This window comes from Haloterrigena sp. H1, assembly GCF_005938085.1.
Lineage (GTDB): Archaea > Halobacteriota > Halobacteria > Halobacteriales > Natrialbaceae > Natrinema.
In genome coordinates, this window is the sequence record NZ_SMZK01000002.1 from 192263 (window position 1) to 207511 (window position 15249).

Annotated in this window: 11 protein-coding genes and 2 pseudogenes; 10 read left to right on the plus strand and 3 right to left on the minus strand. The window is 56.6% G+C overall.

Annotated features, from left to right (window positions below; all coding sequences use genetic code 11):
* Positions 1 to 62: 62 nt before the first annotated feature.
* Entirely contained in the window at positions 63 to 698 is a 636-nt protein-coding gene (locus tag E2L06_RS16285) for an IS6 family transposase (protein WP_138782720.1), read from the minus strand.
* A gap of 127 nt (positions 699 to 825) precedes the next feature.
* Here E2L06_RS16285 and E2L06_RS16290 point away from each other — a divergent pair, with 127 nt between their 5' ends.
* The 5 genes and pseudogenes from E2L06_RS16290 (at position 826) to E2L06_RS16310 (ending at position 5773) form a co-directional block, all read left to right on the plus strand.
* Positions 826 to 2244 (plus strand): PQQ-binding-like beta-propeller repeat protein, encoded by a 1419-nt coding sequence (locus tag E2L06_RS16290; RefSeq protein WP_138782721.1) that lies wholly within the window; start codon positions 826 to 828, stop codon positions 2242 to 2244.
* Positions 2245 to 2636: 392 nt separating this feature from the next.
* Positions 2637 to 2936, plus strand: a pseudogene (locus tag E2L06_RS23025) (hypothetical protein); the annotation flags it as partial.
* Between the two features lie 9 nt (positions 2937 to 2945).
* The gene (locus E2L06_RS16300; RefSeq protein WP_138782722.1) at positions 2946 to 3620 is read left to right on the plus strand and encodes a hypothetical protein; all 675 of its coding nucleotides are present in this window, start codon (positions 2946 to 2948) and stop codon (positions 3618 to 3620) included.
* A 252-nt stretch (positions 3621 to 3872) separates the two neighbouring features.
* Positions 3873 to 4805, plus strand: a complete 933-nt coding sequence (locus E2L06_RS16305; protein ID WP_138782723.1) for an ABC transporter ATP-binding protein — start codon at positions 3873 to 3875, stop codon at positions 4803 to 4805.
* Entirely contained in the window at positions 4802 to 5773 is a 972-nt protein-coding gene (locus tag E2L06_RS16310) for an ABC transporter permease (RefSeq protein WP_138782724.1), read from the plus strand. Before E2L06_RS16305 ends, E2L06_RS16310 begins: the two co-directional genes overlap by 4 nt.
* Before the next feature lie 301 nt (positions 5774 to 6074).
* On the opposite strand, the pseudogene E2L06_RS16315 reads toward E2L06_RS16310, so the two are convergent.
* Positions 6075 to 7144 (minus strand): annotated as a pseudogene (locus E2L06_RS16315) (ISH3 family transposase); the annotation flags it as partial.
* A 400-nt stretch (positions 7145 to 7544) separates the two neighbouring features.
* Here E2L06_RS16315 and E2L06_RS16320 point away from each other — a divergent pair.
* The 5 genes from E2L06_RS16320 to E2L06_RS16340 all read left to right on the plus strand — a co-directional run bounded on the left by E2L06_RS16320 (position 7545) and on the right by E2L06_RS16340 (position 14049).
* Positions 7545 to 8237, plus strand: coding sequence for a hypothetical protein (locus tag E2L06_RS16320; RefSeq protein ID WP_138782725.1), 693 nt, complete (start codon positions 7545 to 7547; stop codon positions 8235 to 8237).
* A gap of 70 nt (positions 8238 to 8307) precedes the next feature.
* Positions 8308 to 10095: a spermidine synthase gene (locus E2L06_RS16325; RefSeq protein WP_138782726.1), complete on the plus strand. Its 1788-nt coding sequence runs from the start codon at positions 8308 to 8310 to the stop codon at positions 10093 to 10095.
* Between the two features lie 2 nt (positions 10096 to 10097).
* On the plus strand, positions 10098 to 10652 hold the full coding sequence (locus E2L06_RS16330) for a hypothetical protein (RefSeq protein WP_138782727.1): 555 nt from the start codon (positions 10098 to 10100) through the stop codon (positions 10650 to 10652).
* The gene (locus E2L06_RS16335; protein WP_138782728.1) at positions 10649 to 11602 is read left to right on the plus strand and encodes a hypothetical protein; all 954 of its coding nucleotides are present in this window, start codon (positions 10649 to 10651) and stop codon (positions 11600 to 11602) included. Before E2L06_RS16330 ends, E2L06_RS16335 begins: the two co-directional genes overlap by 4 nt.
* Before the next feature lie 140 nt (positions 11603 to 11742).
* Positions 11743 to 14049 (plus strand): pentapeptide repeat-containing protein, encoded by a 2307-nt coding sequence (locus tag E2L06_RS16340; protein ID WP_138783014.1) that lies wholly within the window; start codon positions 11743 to 11745, stop codon positions 14047 to 14049.
* A 412-nt stretch (positions 14050 to 14461) separates the two neighbouring features.
* On the opposite strand, the gene E2L06_RS16345 is transcribed toward E2L06_RS16340, so the two are convergent.
* Positions 14462 to 15232, minus strand: coding sequence for a sugar phosphate isomerase/epimerase (locus tag E2L06_RS16345; RefSeq protein WP_138783015.1), 771 nt, complete (start codon positions 15230 to 15232; stop codon positions 14462 to 14464).
* Positions 15233 to 15249 lie beyond the last annotated feature (17 nt).

Genomic DNA, 15249 nt, shown 5'->3' on the forward strand with positions numbered 1-15249 from the left:
TTGACGATGTCTCCAGGATGGATCGGAATGGATAATTGTCTTGTGTGGATTTTACGTAGTGTTCAGATAAGCTGATTCCATGCGAAGCTAAACGATCTGAGCCAGTCGTCGGCAGTTTCTGCGTCGGCATTGCTGAAGCAATTTGAGAAACAGAGTGTTCGTCGTTTTATCTCTCTAAAGACACGTTCAACAGCATTCCGATTTCCATGTTTCTCGTATCTGAAATCGAAGCCGTGACGCTGACATGCATCTTGTAACGAGTGCGATCCATCGACGAGAAACACGGCGTCGGAGACGTCGTGTTTCTCGGAGAGTTCCGTAAGAAACGAATGAGCGAGAACCTTCGTTGTTGTCGGCTCAAGCTTTGTATGGAGTAATTCGTTTGTCTCGGGATCGACTGCGGCGTACAGCCAATATTGCTCATCATTCAGTCGGATCACAGTTTCGTCAATCGCAACGTGATCCGGATTCCGACCAGATTCAGGCTGTAGATCGGCCTTGTGTACCCAATTGTGGACGGTGGATCGAGCGCGTTCGACACCGAATATCTCAAGAATAGAGACAGTATTCGAAAGCGAGAGTCCAGCGAGATGCAGCTGAATACTGAGCTTCATTAGCAATCGCGGTGTCGCTTCTCGTTCAACAAACTCTAAGTTGATCTCGTCTAAACAACCATTGAGGCGGTCGTTTTCGGGCATAGAGCACTCGAAAAACGCTCCGCCTTACCTTTCAATCCTTATGTGAACACCGCCGGATTTTAGAACACTAACCATGTCAAAGACGGCTTCCCAAGGCTTATTCTCCACTACCAATCGCTGAAAGGTAATGTCCTCCAACAAAGATAGCCTCGGGCCCGACGGCAAAGAAACGCCCGAGATGATCGAAAGCCGGGAAGATGGTTTTTCGGAGGAGACTAGCCGGAACAGAATTGCGCCAATTTCACGCCGGGGATTTCTTGCCGCGACCGGCGGCAGTCTTGCGCTCGGTGGACTTATTAGGTACGCCGGCGGCGCGCGTCCTTTTGCGCCGCCCGACTGTGGTACTTCGGACATCACTGTTGAGGACGACGAGTGGTCGTTTCCGGACCACGACCGGCAGCATACGTCGCACGCACCGGGCCGTGCAGCTCCGGATTCGCTACAGGAACGTTGGCATACTGAGTGGGACATCCACAACCACGGACCGCCGACCGTCGCAAATGGGCTCGTCTTCGTCGCCAGTACGGACAAGTCGGCACGGGAGACGCTTCGCGCCCTCGATCTCTATACGGGTGACGAGCGCTGGACGGTCAAATTCTCTGAGTCAGGAGGTGCCTATCCCGTCGTGGCCGCCGGGGATACTGTCTATTACCACACGAACCCTGACACAGCGGGGCGGACCGCGTTCGCACTGGCGATGGCTGACGGCAACGAACGCTGGACCGACACTGTACGAGATCTCCACGCTTACCCTCCATCCGTAATGCTCGCAGACGGTAGCGCCGTGCTCACGGATCCTACTTTGAACGAGGAGCGTACCTTGGTGCGCGCGGTGGATTCGCGATCGGGCGAAGAGTGCTGGCGGACCGCGCTCAATGTCACGTCCCTGCAATCGTATGCAGGCGTGGCTGGCGGAGACGTGTATTTCGTGGCACGAACCGCGGTGTCCCCCGAAGACGGCTCTGCAATCGAACTCATCGCGCTTGATGCGACGACGGGCGAGTCGACGTGGAGAACCGCGCTTCCTGGAGATGCGGCGGAGTCGTTCGTTCTTGGCTCCGACCATGCGTATGTCGCAGCCCTCCACGGGCCGATCACTGCCGTTTCATTCGACACGGGAGAAACCATCTGGCAACATGAACGAACGGAGCTATTCGGTGAGGATGAAGCGGGAGTTGGGTTCGCTTCCCCTTCTCACGAACTTGGAGCCCTCACGCCGGATGCACTCGTGGTTCGTCTCGAGGCACATTCGGATGCAAGCGACCGTCTCCGTGCGTTCGACCCTATGACCGGAGAGATCCTCTGGACGCGCGTCGCGCAGGGTCACGACGCTTGGTTCACGACGCCGACTGCCGCTGGGAGCGAGGTATTCGTCGCCGAGAATCAGGAGGGGTCGGGGACAAACCGCCTCCTCCGACTTGACGCTGCCAGCGGGAAACGCCGCGAGTCAGTCCCATATCAGGGGTGGACGCACTCGAGTCCTGTCTTCACCGAAGGGATTGCGATCTTTGTTACCGGTTCGGGCGTATCCGCCTTCAGACCCTGATTGTTGCTTCGAAACGAACCTCCCGACAGTGCATCGTTGCCGGCTCTTCGCCACTGTTTGTGTATCGAACTGTCCGTCAGCTTCCCGAAACACAATGCTGTGCGAGATACGCACCGCGTATCTTGCACGGCCACAAGAACATTAACCGTCTCTGGTAGAAGTCATAGTGAGACCTAAGCACACCTACCTAACGGCTGTTTTAGCGGGAAAGGTGTCGAGCCAATAGGATTTCAACAGAGCCTAAGATTCCCGAACGGAGTTGGTTTGAACGCAAGCGCGACGACCGAGCTCCGACTGCTGTGATTGCCGGTAGAGCCCCACTCAAGTGATGCAGCGGTCGTCCACAGAGGATATGAAATCAGGACCAAGTTCCTGGTGATAGTGACACATACTTATACGTCTGCGAGGAATGCGATACCGTCGCGAATGCGGACGTGAACGGTGCAGAGAACATCCGACAAAAAGTAACTCCAAGTCCGTCTTAGGATAGGAGTAACAGCTGGTTGGCACAGCCTTCAGTCCATCTGGTCAATCGGAGTGAGGGCCGTTTCACCCCGCGAGAACAGGTCATGGAGTGCAAACCCTACTATCCCAACGGCGGTCGGGATTCCACGTCGTTCACGGCGTGGAGGATGTCAAAGTACCTTTGGCCACCATCCTGCGGCACAGTGCTTATTGTCAATCCAGACTAGTGTATACATATGGCCCCCGGTCTCGGTCACACGGTTCGTAAGCAGCTGACGGTCAGACATGTCCTCACGATAATCGCGTTTCTCGCCATCGTTTACGGCGTGACCCGAGATGTCAATACCCTCATCGCTGTTGTGATCGCCCTTGGGCTAACTGAGACGATCCAGATCTTGAAAGACACACCATCGATCGACAACCGGTGGATCCATGTCGGAATCGGGATGTTCGTTGCAGCCGGGAGTCTGGTGTGGTTCGGGTACGAATTCACGGTCGCGGCCACGACTGGGGGTCCAGCGTGGTTCCCTGGACTGACGTTCCTTGCTGGTGTCTGGATTCTTCTTGATGCGCGCAGAGATTTTGTCGAGGGCCAGGATAGTGATCCGCATCAAGACCTGGAAGCGAGTGAGGTGATGTTAATACTCAACCATGCACACCTCGTTGCTGAAGAGTTAAAATCCGGTCCCAAAACCGTTCCAGAACTCGCTCAAGAATGTGACCTCACGGAATCACGTGTTCATGACGTGCTCGAGTTCGCAACGGATGACAGGATGATCTACCGGGTTGATGACTCAGAGAGCGGTCCAGAACGGTATGCACTCGACGAGTCGAAAGTCGGTGGTGTCGCGTTCGTTCGCTCAAACGGCAAGCGTATCGTGCGACGACTACTGCGTCCCTTCCAACCGTGAACTTCCACAGCTTACTCACTGTCGTTGGGTTGGTCCATGTCGAAAGAGGGTGGTGATGTTCAAAGCATCGCTCACGTGGTGGAAGAAACACCTGTGCTGACTTCTCGTCCATCGTGAATGTCGCTATAAATACAACACGATAACATTCGGGCGGGATTTAACTGTTTTAAAACAGTTAAAATTGCTGCTCAGGATTATCTGAACGAGAAAGTAGTTAAAAGACTTACAATAAACTGCTACCCGTGTACGGGTATGCCAGCTATTACAGTCGACAATCTGACCAAATCATTCGGTCAGACCCTCGCACTGGACGACCTTTCCTTCCGGGTCAAAGAGGGTGAAGTGTTCGGCTTCCTTGGTCCCAACGGTGCCGGCAAGTCGACGACGATCAACATCGTCTTGGATTTTGCCCGACCGACCGATGGCTCAGTCAGCGTCCTTGGTATGGATGCACAACGAAACAGTCGGGAAATTCGGCAGCGAACCGGTGTCCTTCCCGAAGGTGTCAAAACCTATGACCGCCTGACCGCCCGCCAGCACCTCGAGTTTGCGATCAACTCCAAGAACGCCAACGACGAGCCCGAAGCGCTGTTAGAGCGTGTTGGCCTCGAGGATGCAATCGATAGGAAAGCTGGCGGCTTCTCGAAGGGGATGTCCCAGCGGCTCATGCTCGCGATGGCGCTGGTCGGCGAACCGGATCTGCTCATCTTGGACGAGCCCTCGACCGGCCTCGACCCGAACGGCGCCCGCGAGATGCGCGACCTCGTCCGCGAAGAGAATGAACGGGGCGCGACGGTTTTCTTTTCGAGCCATATTATGGAGCAGGTCGAAGAAGTCTGCGACCGCGTCGGCATCCTCCGCGACGGCGAGATGGTTGCCGTCGACTCTGTCGAAGGACTACGCGACTCCGTCTCTGGCGGCACGTCGCTGCGCGTCACCGTCGATCGGATCGACGATGCCGCCCTCCAAGCAGTTCGTTCGCTCCAAGACGTCACTCGTGCCACCGTCGAGGGTGAAGACCCGCCAACGATTGTCGCCTCTGTCAACGGCTCGAAGACAGCCGTCCTCTCGACGCTCGAGGACCACGGTATCGAGATACAGGACTTCCAAACGACTGAGTCCTCGCTCGAGGACGTCTTCCGGTCGTATACTACGGGCACAAGACCGGAGGTGCACGCGCAATGAGTACCGAAACCGACGCCGTAGGTGAGTCGACCGACAGTAGATCGACCTCGAGTAGGATCCATCTTGGGAGCATCCTCACGGTCGCGAAGAAAGACTTTCAGGATGCGGTTCGCTCGTGGCTTTTCTGGGGGCTGAGCGTGCTTTTCTTCCTGCTACTGGTCGGGATCGCGGGAGCGCTGTCGTACTTCGGCGAGGATATCGCAGCACAGGGAGCGACGACCGATGCGCTCGTCTTCTTCGTCAGCCAGGTCACCAAATGGATTGTACCGCTGATTGCGCTGATTCTGGGCTGGAAGTCGATTGCTGGTGAGCGAGAGTCTGGAAGTGTAAAAATCCTCCTGTCACTGCCTCATTCGCGAAAGGACGTCGTTATCGGAAAACTACTCGGCCGCTCAGCCGTGTTGTCGGTGTCGCTGACAGTCGGATTCGTCCTCGCGGCAGCCCTCGTTGCCGCATTTCTCGGCGGATTCGATATCGTCGACTACGGCGGCTTATTAGTCATGTCCATGATTTATGGGATGGCCTACACGAGCATCGCCGTCTCGCTCTCGTCCCTGACGCGCTCGACGACCATTGCTGGGGCTGCGATGTTCTGCGTTTTCCTGCTCTTTTACGTTGTATGGAACAGTCTCGGGGTTATATTTAGGCTGCTCGGTGAGCGAGAGTTCCTCTTCTTCGATACCGTAACGTACACGCAGGAGTTTCAGGGCCAAGAAATGACCGCAGAGCGGCGGCAAGACTGGACGTACTTCATCACGAATCTCGATCCCGGCCAGGCATACAACAGAGGTTTGACATTCGTTACCGACGTTGATCTGCTCGAGCAGGGATCGACCACCAGTGCACAGATGTTCGGCGGCGAGCTACCAATCTATCTCAATGATTGGTTCTCTTTCATGATTCTGCTGTTTTGGATCGTCGTGCCGCTCGTGATCGCACTCTATCGGTTCGATCGCGTCGACATCTGACTCTCCGTTTCTCGACGGTAGAGAAGTGCACCGGTAGCATGGCACTGCCAGCAGTCTCTCCCGCTGTGTGTGGGAAGCCGCGCCTTTCTGGGGATGGCGAACGTTACTGTCGGTACTTCCCGAGCGTCGCTTCGTGAGCTGTGCTGAGTCTCGGATGACCGGAGTGAACGGTGGTGTGGTAGCTGAGTGTAGGAGAAACAGAGTCCACAGATGGAGAGATCCGAACTGAGAAAGCTGAGATACGCCGTTTTAGACGAATGCTGTTGCTCGTCAGGTGCCTGCCCAAGGCCGCGGGCTGGCGTCAGCCCGCGGCCGATGCATACGTTTCTGGCACACCGACGCCGTTCATCTTGATCTCCCAACGCCGTTCTAGCTCTTCTTCCAATGCATGTATAATCCAGTCAGAGAAGGTCTTGAACGTGAATTCCTGGGGGAGGTCGCGCCCGCCCCGACGCGGGCGGGCGACGACCGCCCACCGAAGCACGAGCCAGAGGTTCTCCAGCAAGAACCCGACCAAGACGAATGCAAAGCGAACGACTGGATCTTGTGTCGTCGTTACCACTCGTGCTTGGCGAAACACCCGGTAGCTTGTTTCAATCGCTGACCGTTTCCGGTACAGCTGTTCGACCTGCTTGGGCGTGCGATCAGCCAGATCGCACGCCACATACCCTCGCACAACCTCCTCGCTTTTCTCTCGATCTCCAGCGTGATAGGACACAGCGACCGCGAGCGGAAATTCTAGTTCCCGCTCGCGGTCTTTGTACATCCGATAGGTTGTCATGTACGAACGGTGCGTGTCCAACTTTTCCTTCATGCGTTCTCCCTTCTTTTGGACGGGAACAACAGTCGCAGCAATCTCCTGAGAACGACGCAGGATACGTTCGTTGTAGAAGCCACGATCAGCCAAGAGAAGCTCTATCTCGAAGGGATAGGCTTCGACGCGGTCGAGGACACGCTTGACCGCGTCGGCCTCCTCCTCATCACTTCGGACGTACGTCATGGCCAACGTCACCGGTTTACTGTTCGAGACGAGACACGCTGTACAGTACCGGTGACACGTCGTTGTCCCGTCCTTCGCGTGCATTCGGCAGAGTTCACCTTTCTCGTCGGCGTACGTGCCATGATAGGGGTATCGACGAAGTCGATAGAGACGATCCTCGACCGGTCAAGGTCGAGAATCGTCATCGCTAACTCTTGGAGAAGACGGTTAGCAATGCGCTCAAACTGCTCTCGGTTGAGCGTATGTAGCCAGTCCATGGCAGTATCGTTACAGACAGCGTTGTCGTTGTCTTTGCACGTCTCCCAGATGGAAGTCTGATTGACTGCTGCAAGAATGACGACAGCCCAGATATCGCCGGGATCGAGTGGCGAGTGGTCTGCGTCACTTCTGAATCGTGGCTACGCCAGTACGCTGTTCAAATCCGGCGACTCGAGCGGATGCTTCCAAAACGAGTATTCAAACCAAATCCCGATCACTCAGCCCTCGATCCCTGGCAAAGGGAACTGGCAGATGACGTCTTCCGCTAAATCTTTTACGTCCGAATCCGAAAGAACACCGTCTGGCTGAGGGATATTGAACACATTCACTCAACCAGATATCTTCCTCATCAGACCAACGCTTTAGTTCCAACTCTCATTCTGGTTGGGAAGTACCGACAATCTGGACTAGCGTGCTGGGTGTTACTGCCACCAACATCTTTCATTCGAGGATAGAATAAACCACAAGATAGTTAATACAGTTGTCCAATTCTTCAGAGAGGAATCGAAACCCATGCGCCGCCGTCAATTTATCGCCACCACTGGCATCGGAGCTCTCACCGCTCTTGGGGGGTGCCTCGGTAACAAATCACCCCCTCCACGGAGATCGAGCGTCATATCTGATTTCGAGGTGAGCAACGGCACACTTGTCGTCGATCTCGCCACCGACAAGTGGGTTCTGTCTCGCTACGATGGTGCCCAACAGTCACCCGCTATAGTGAGTCCCGTCGGTGTTGCTAGCGCCAAAGGCAGCAGTGGTGGTAGCGGTGGTCGAGGCGCGACCGGTCGCGGAACTGGCGGCTACACCTCTGCACCACGGACCGGTCACGGACACGCGTGGTACCACGGTGGCGACTACACCGATGATTGGTACGACGATCACGAAGATGAGGTGACGCAGTATCCTGTCACTGTCGCCGCACTCGGTGTTGCCTATCTGGGTAGCACCGACCAGATGAGAGACGAAGCACCAGACGCAGGCACCGTTCCCTGGGACAGGGAGTTTCAAAACCCAAGCGAGACCGTCACGTACGATGTCGCCGATCGTCAGGAATTCTCCCAAGCAGGCTGGTACCGCATCGGAGCGAACATTGTCGGCACTGACTCGAATCACGACTTCCGCTGGGAGTGTTACGACCTCGAGATCAGCGATACCGCCACGGGATTTAACGTCGACGAACAGTGGAAGGTGTCGCCACGCATCTGAGCTGTGAACAACCACTGCTCTTGGTGTGGCCACTGGAGAGGTGCCTGACCTGACAGCCACCCGTATTCCCATGTTCAAAACTCGAACTGAGACAGTTGCCCTCCTCGTGCTCACGTTCGTCGTTTCCTTCTGTAGTTTCGTCTACGAGTTCGTCTACTCCGAACTTTTAACAGTGATATACGGCGGGACCGTAACGCAGTACGTTATCACCGTTGGGCTATACTTCTTCAGCCTCGGCGTCGGTGCTGCCCTCTCGGACGACCTGAATCCCAATGACTACGGAGGGAATTTCTTTCGAACAGAAGTGCTTCTCGCTGCCGTCGCTCCGGCGGGCTTTTTGCTCATTATCGGTCTCAATAGCGTGCGCATTCCACAGGCTGTCCCGCCAGAGGTGCTCTGGACCGTCGCACGGCTGCCTGTTGTTGTCGTCGGCTTTCTCTCGGGATTCGAACTCCCGATTTTGACACATATGGTCGACAACAGTGACAGTGAGGACACGGCGACACCCGCGTGGATTCACCACCTCGGTGAGCGACTTCACGACTGGATGGTTGCCTTCCTCGGCGTCTTCTGGAACGTCGAGCCCAAGACAGGGAAACGGAGCGGCCTTTCGGTCGTACTGGCGATGGACTACGTCGGTGGCCTCTGTGGGGCGGTGGTGTACGCTAGGCTGCTATATCCGGGACTGGGACTCATCCCAACGATCTTCGTACTCGCACTGCTCAACGCCGTCGCGGCACTCGCATTCGTCGCCTACTTTAGCGACTGGTCGTTGACACCGTCCGACAACGCTGATCGGAGACTTCTCGATGACTCGACGACGACACCACTCGTCGGTCGCGTCCCGAAGACGCTCCTCGTCGTCTGTCTGTTGCTAACTGCATCGTACGCGGGCGTCGTTGTCAACCACGACGCGACAGACGAACGACTGTCGGAACTCTACCTCGAGCAGCAGATCGAAAACGAGTATCCACCGGGCGCGATGAGCATCGAGATCACTGATCAAGAAACAACACGGTACCAGCACGTCATCCGGTATGAGCGTACCTGGACTGGCGCTGGGCCGAACCCGCATTTCACTGACCGTTCTGAATCATGTCTTCGTCTCGGGTCGGCAGTGCAGCTGTGTGATAGCTGGGCCGATAGCTATCATAACGGCCTCGTCGACGTGCCGATGTCGTTAGTTGATTCTGGTCCCGAGACAAAAGTGCTCGTCGTCGGCGGCGGCGACTGGATCGCCATCAACCATCTCCGAGAATACAATGTTACTGTCGACCAAGTCGACCTCGATGCCCAGTTCATGAACATGACGAAGAACGACCCGTTCTTCCGTCACTGGCACGACGACGCCTACGAGTACGATCGGTTGCAGACGATTTCTGCAGACGGCTATCGCTATCTCCAGCAGACGAATGAGACGTACGATCTCGTCCTTCTCGATATCCCTGGAGCGACGGACGACGACCTGCTTACGCTCTACTCAAGAGAGTTTTACCGGTCTGTCCGCCAGCATCTCTCAGATGATGGCATGATGGTGACGTGGGCGTACTCGCCGGACCAGTATCCCGAACACCACAAGGCGTTCGTCAATACGGTCGGAGCGGCCGGATTCACTCGACAATTACCCTACTGGGCGTGGGAGGACGTTGACAGCGATAACGAGGTTGAGCGGGTCGAACGATTCTATGTCTTTGCACCTGGCGATCGACGGCCGCTTTCCGTTGCCAATGGGACTGCATACGTCCAGCAGTACCGTGATCGCTATCACAACCGCCAGTGGCAACGCGTTCCCCGCTACCGCGGTGTGCGGGTGAACTCCATCTTCCATCCGAACTACGACGTTCTCGTCGATACCTGACCATGCCCGCTGAGACTCCTCACTCAACCCACGACAAGCCCACAGCACTGTATTTTGGCTACGCCAATACGACGCCGGATCTCGACGCCTTCGACGTAAAGACCGTACATCCCGACACACTACTCGAGTCACCTGCGGTGTTTACTGTTATCGGCGAGTCACATTACGTCGGGCTTCCGGCGTTCGGTTTTCACGAACTCTGCTCCTGCCAGCCGGTGTCTCCCGAAACGGCTTACGAGACGCCGCTGTCAACTGATGTCGAACGCACCTTTCGCTTCGACGGGGACACCCTTCGCGCGACGACGACTGTCTCGGGCCGACCGATGGAGTCGTTCCCTGGCCCCGAGGCGGCGACCGTCGCGTTCCGCTTCGATCCCGGTGCGTGGACCACGATCCGCGTCGACGAGACGAGGTATGAAACGTATCATACCTATCCAGAGTACGGTCTGGCGCTGCACACCGAAACGAGCCTGTACTCACATGCCTCACACGCCGAGCGAACGTGCGACGAGACGACTACCGACACACCACAACAGACCAGCAAAAACAGACAATGACAGGTGATTCTTCACAGACTTATAGCGGCGACATCACGATCAACGGCTCGGAACGCCCGCCGATCGAACTACACGATCCTGCCGATGTATTCGTCACGACGGACGGTATCGGCGGCGACCTCGAGGTGCGCAACGCAGAGTACGTGTTCACACACCAGCCCATTGACGGAGATATTACCGTCGCTGACGCAGAGACGACGCTCCGTGGCGACCTTGAGGACGGCTACGTCGAACGGACCGACGGCGACGTTCGCATCACCGATACGGAAGACGTGTTCATCGCCACCGATGCCATCGACGGTAAATTTTCTGCACCCGGTGCGGAAAACGTCTATACGGACGCCGTCTCGGCAGCGGCAACGCCTGCCGAGTACGACGTTTCGACCGTCGGTTGGCAGCAGTCTGGGCACGCGAGCGATCCATCAGTCGGCGCCTACGCAGTTGGGATGAACCACGAGATCGAACTTGAGGGCGTACAGACGGATCTCGAACTCTACCTCGTCGGCCACGGCCACGAGGTGTCCGTCGACGGCCGCAGCGCCGAACTCGCGATTCACTTCCTTGGCTACGACAATACCGTCCACGTCGGGCCGCATCTCGCGACCGATGTCGTCTCCGACACCGGCCACGACAACGAGATCGACGCCGAACCCTACCCTGCGGCCGACCTCATTGAGATGTCTCGGAAGGAGGCATACGCGAACGCGGGATTCGGCCGCCGAAAAGTGACCTTTCAGGTCCCGGCCGACGACGAAGAGTGGTGTTCGAACTGCGGACGGGAAGCCGATGCAATCATTGAACGCCACCTGATGGAGGCGTTTTTTCTCTTTCGTATCCCGGTGTGGACGTACGAGCAAAGTACCGATCCCGCACAGGAGTGTGAACATTGCTCACCAAACACCGTTCACGCCGAACTCTCACCCGCAGAACGGCGAAGAGTGTTCGATTGAAGATCGTATCGACCGAAACTATATAGCACACTGAAATATACCGTGAGTATGACCATCATATATACAGTCACATCGTGTCAATCGGGGTGCCAAGAGGTGTTGCGATAGTTATGGCGAAAAACGAGCCCAAACCGGCACTGATGTCGTCGTCGGCCTGTCGATACACGTTCGACCCATCGACGCAGACGGATGCCGAACTCCAGACGACGTGGGAGTGCCCGCACGAGGCACATCCCGAGAGCGAGTACTGCGTGTTCCACATGAGTCGAGACGAACGCGTAGCACACGATGTCACCGCTGACGACATCGTCGATGTCCTCCGAACGAACCTCAAGTCGCCGGACACCCGGGTCAACGAGTACGTAGGTGCGGACCTGCCACATCTCTCGCTGACCTACCAGGACATCAACGGCTCGACGAACCACGTTCTTAATTTTCAGCACGCGGACATCGACGGGTTGGATCTCACCCACGGTCGACTTGAGCAAGGACTCATCCTTCGGGAGGCGACCATCGGGGAACTCACGTTCGAAGACTCAGTCGTAACGGGCGTCGTCGAAGCGAGCGAGTTGACAGTCCAAGGGACGGTGACAACCAACGAAGCGACGTTCGAACAGGACGTGCGACTCGACGGTGCCGTCTTTAACGGTGATGTCCACTGCGATGAGACGATGTTTCGCGGCGATACGAGTTTCGCGGCGGCGACGTTCCACGGCGTTGTGCACTTCCGGAATGTCGAAACCAGCGGCAGCAGCCACGTCCTTGAGGATCATATCTCCTTTGCCGACGCGACGTTCCGTAACGACGCAAGCTTTCGGCAGGCGACGTTCGAGTACGTCACGTTCGAGAACGCGCAGTTCACCGCCGGATCCGTCTTCGAACACGTTGATTTCAACGGTAACGCTCGGTTCGACGGCGTGACGTTCCAGCAGATGGCTGACTTCGACGAAGCGCGGTTCAACGACGACGCGAGCTTCGAGGATGCACACTTCATGCAGTTAGCCGAGTTTCGCGGCGTCGAATTCAACGGCGGCAGTCGGACCACCAACGACGACGTGACCTTCGAGGGGGCCGTCTTCGAGAACGAGGCCGATTACAAACTCGCGCAGTTCCGATTTGCGGATTTCAAGGACGCGACGTTCAAAGGGGAGGTCAACTTCGATCGGGCAACTTTTACCGCTCGTGCGGACTGCCACCGCGTGCAGATTGTCGACGAACTCGATCTGGCCTGTGCGACGTTCGAAGGCGAGGTCGACTTCACCGAGAGTAGTTTCGGTGACGACGTTGTCGCCGTCGAGACGGAATTCCACGGTGATGCAACGTTTGACGAGGTGACATTCGACGCTCGAGCACAGTTCGATGAAGCCCGCTTCAACGAGGACGCGAGTTTCCGCGGTGCGACGTTTCAGGACTTAGCAGAGTTTCGCGGAGCGGTGTTCGAAGGCGAAGCGCAACATCTCGAGGAGAACGCATCGTTCAAGGAAACCGTCTTTCGCAGCGACGCAGAGTTCGAGTCAGCGGATTTCACGAACGTCTCATTCTGGGACGCGACGTTCCACGGACGCTGTGACTTCCGTCACGCGACCATCCACGAAACGGCACAGTTTCGTCTGCTCAACGGTGAGCGCGATACGTACGTTGACCTTACCGATGCGACGATCAATGGCGGGACGATCTCGCAAGTCGGTGGTGATGCAATCCCGTACGACCTCACGCGGGCAACAATCGGCGACATCCAGTTAGAGGGGCAGGGGAACGAACACGAACTGCTTGACCACTTCCGATTTTGTCTGACCGAGTTCGATCATTTCGACTTCAGCACCCACCACGCGTATCTCGAGCGCAACGACTGGACGATCCACGACTTCGTCGGCAACAGCTCAACTGGACAGTTCGCCGTCGAGATGAACAACGAAATCATCGAAGAGACGTATCGCAAAGCCCAGGACAGCGCCGATGCAGTCGGCGATACGCCTGCAAGCAGGGAGTTCGAGTTCAAACGCTACTACTACAACCGCAAGACCAACCTCGACATCATCCGCAACGAATATTCGCTGAACGCGTTGGCACGCATCAAAAAGAGTGCAAGCGTCTTTCTCAATCTGTTCATGCAGATTACTTGTGGGTACGGCAATCGACTTCCACGGATTGCTGCGTTCACCTTCCTACTGCCTGCACTATTCGGGCTACTGTATGCTCTTGGTGGTCCGTTTCTGACTCAGGCAGGAAGCGTATTCAGCGCGGGAGCAGTCGATAAGACGCCACCAGACGTCCTCTTTGATAGTGTCTACTACAGCTACATCAGCTTCAGCACGGTCGGGTACGGTGACATCAACCCGCTCGGCCCCGCAGCGAGGGTGCTCGCCGCGAGCCAGGGGATGTTGAACGGGTTGTTCTTCACCCTGCTCACGTTCACGCTGTTCAAACGCGTGCTCGGTGGAAGCTAACCACGTCACCTATTGGACTTATCTCTGTCGCTCTTCCGTAGGAGATTGTTGATACTACTGATACTGGCGGACAGAACTACGTGAAGATCGGTCGCTCTGCTGCGGCCGTCACCAGTGGAGACGTCCGCAAATTCACGACCGACTTCGTATTGACTGCTGGCCGACAGTATTATATCCCAAAGTTGTTGTTGTTGATGAACACAGCCATTGAAGTTGAGACAACTGCTGTGGTAAATAGACGGTGAGTAGTAGTTAGAGCGGCTCACAGAGCGGTCGTCCGCATTCCGGTGGACGACCTGCGACTCTGTCTTCGTATCGTGTTTCCATTGTGCTGTAATTCAAGAGATCGATTTCCTCTAGAGTTCGTTTGTAGACGCTCTACATTCCAGAAATTTGTAGCCCTTCCAACATATTAGGGTGCGGTGTCAATCGACGGGCTCTCCACTCCCATACAGCGCGCGACATCGTCGACGGACTTCATCTCGAAGACGAAGTAGTCCGCCGGGACTGTCTCGACGATTTCTCGGTACGACGGCAGCGGATCATGGGTGTCGCCGGTGCCATCGTTATCGTGGAGATGGCAGACGCGGATGCGCTCGCCAAACCGGTCAACGAAGTCACGCCAGTCGTAGCCGTTTGCCTTTGCGTGGCCCACGTCAAGCGTGACACCGAGGGCATCACCGTCGATCGGAACGTTCTGTAGCGTCGCTTCGAGATCAGCCGGTGAAGTCGTGTAGCGTCGCTTCGACTCGTTCCGTGGCTGATTCTCCAGACAGAGCGCCACGCCGATCTCGTCGGCGTACTCGGCGCACTCGAGCAGCGACTGACGGGCGTTGTCGGCGGCCTTCTCGCGGACCCACTCGGGATAGCGGTGGGGAACGGCACCACCGTGGACGACCACGGCACCGGCGTCGGCGGTCGCCGCATCGTCGAGGGTCCGTTTGACCTGCTCGACGCTCGCCCGTCTGACGCCGTCGTTGAAACTGCCCATGTTCCAGTCGCGAAACGGCGCATGGTACGTGACAGAGACATCGTAGCGATCGGCCAACTCGCCGAGTTCAGCTTCCGTCGGCACGTCTGGGTGTCCCTCCAGATACTCGCGTTTGAGCTCGAGGTGATTCAGGCCGAGTTCGGTGAGGAACTCGAGGAACTCCTCGACGGACGCCCCGAAGCGAACGTCCATGGCCGCACCGAGTCGAC

Coding starts and splice junctions, on each gene's coding strand:
- E2L06_RS16285 (WP_138782720.1), bottom strand. CDS start 698: ATGCCCGAAAACGACCGCCTCAATGGTTGTTTAGACGAGATCAACTTA.
- E2L06_RS16290 (WP_138782721.1), top strand. CDS start 826: ATGTCCTCCAACAAAGATAGCCTCGGGCCCGACGGCAAAGAAACGCCC.
- E2L06_RS16300 (WP_138782722.1), top strand. CDS start 2,946: ATGGCCCCCGGTCTCGGTCACACGGTTCGTAAGCAGCTGACGGTCAGA.
- E2L06_RS16305 (WP_138782723.1), top strand. CDS start 3,873: ATGCCAGCTATTACAGTCGACAATCTGACCAAATCATTCGGTCAGACC.
- E2L06_RS16310 (WP_138782724.1), top strand. CDS start 4,802: ATGAGTACCGAAACCGACGCCGTAGGTGAGTCGACCGACAGTAGATCG.
- E2L06_RS16320 (WP_138782725.1), top strand. CDS start 7,545: ATGCGCCGCCGTCAATTTATCGCCACCACTGGCATCGGAGCTCTCACC.
- E2L06_RS16325 (WP_138782726.1), top strand. CDS start 8,308: ATGTTCAAAACTCGAACTGAGACAGTTGCCCTCCTCGTGCTCACGTTC.
- E2L06_RS16330 (WP_138782727.1), top strand. CDS start 10,098: ATGCCCGCTGAGACTCCTCACTCAACCCACGACAAGCCCACAGCACTG.
- E2L06_RS16335 (WP_138782728.1), top strand. CDS start 10,649: ATGACAGGTGATTCTTCACAGACTTATAGCGGCGACATCACGATCAAC.
- E2L06_RS16340 (WP_138783014.1), top strand. CDS start 11,743: ATGTCGTCGTCGGCCTGTCGATACACGTTCGACCCATCGACGCAGACG.
- E2L06_RS16345 (WP_138783015.1), bottom strand. CDS start 15,232: ATGGACGTTCGCTTCGGGGCGTCCGTCGAGGAGTTCCTCGAGTTCCTC.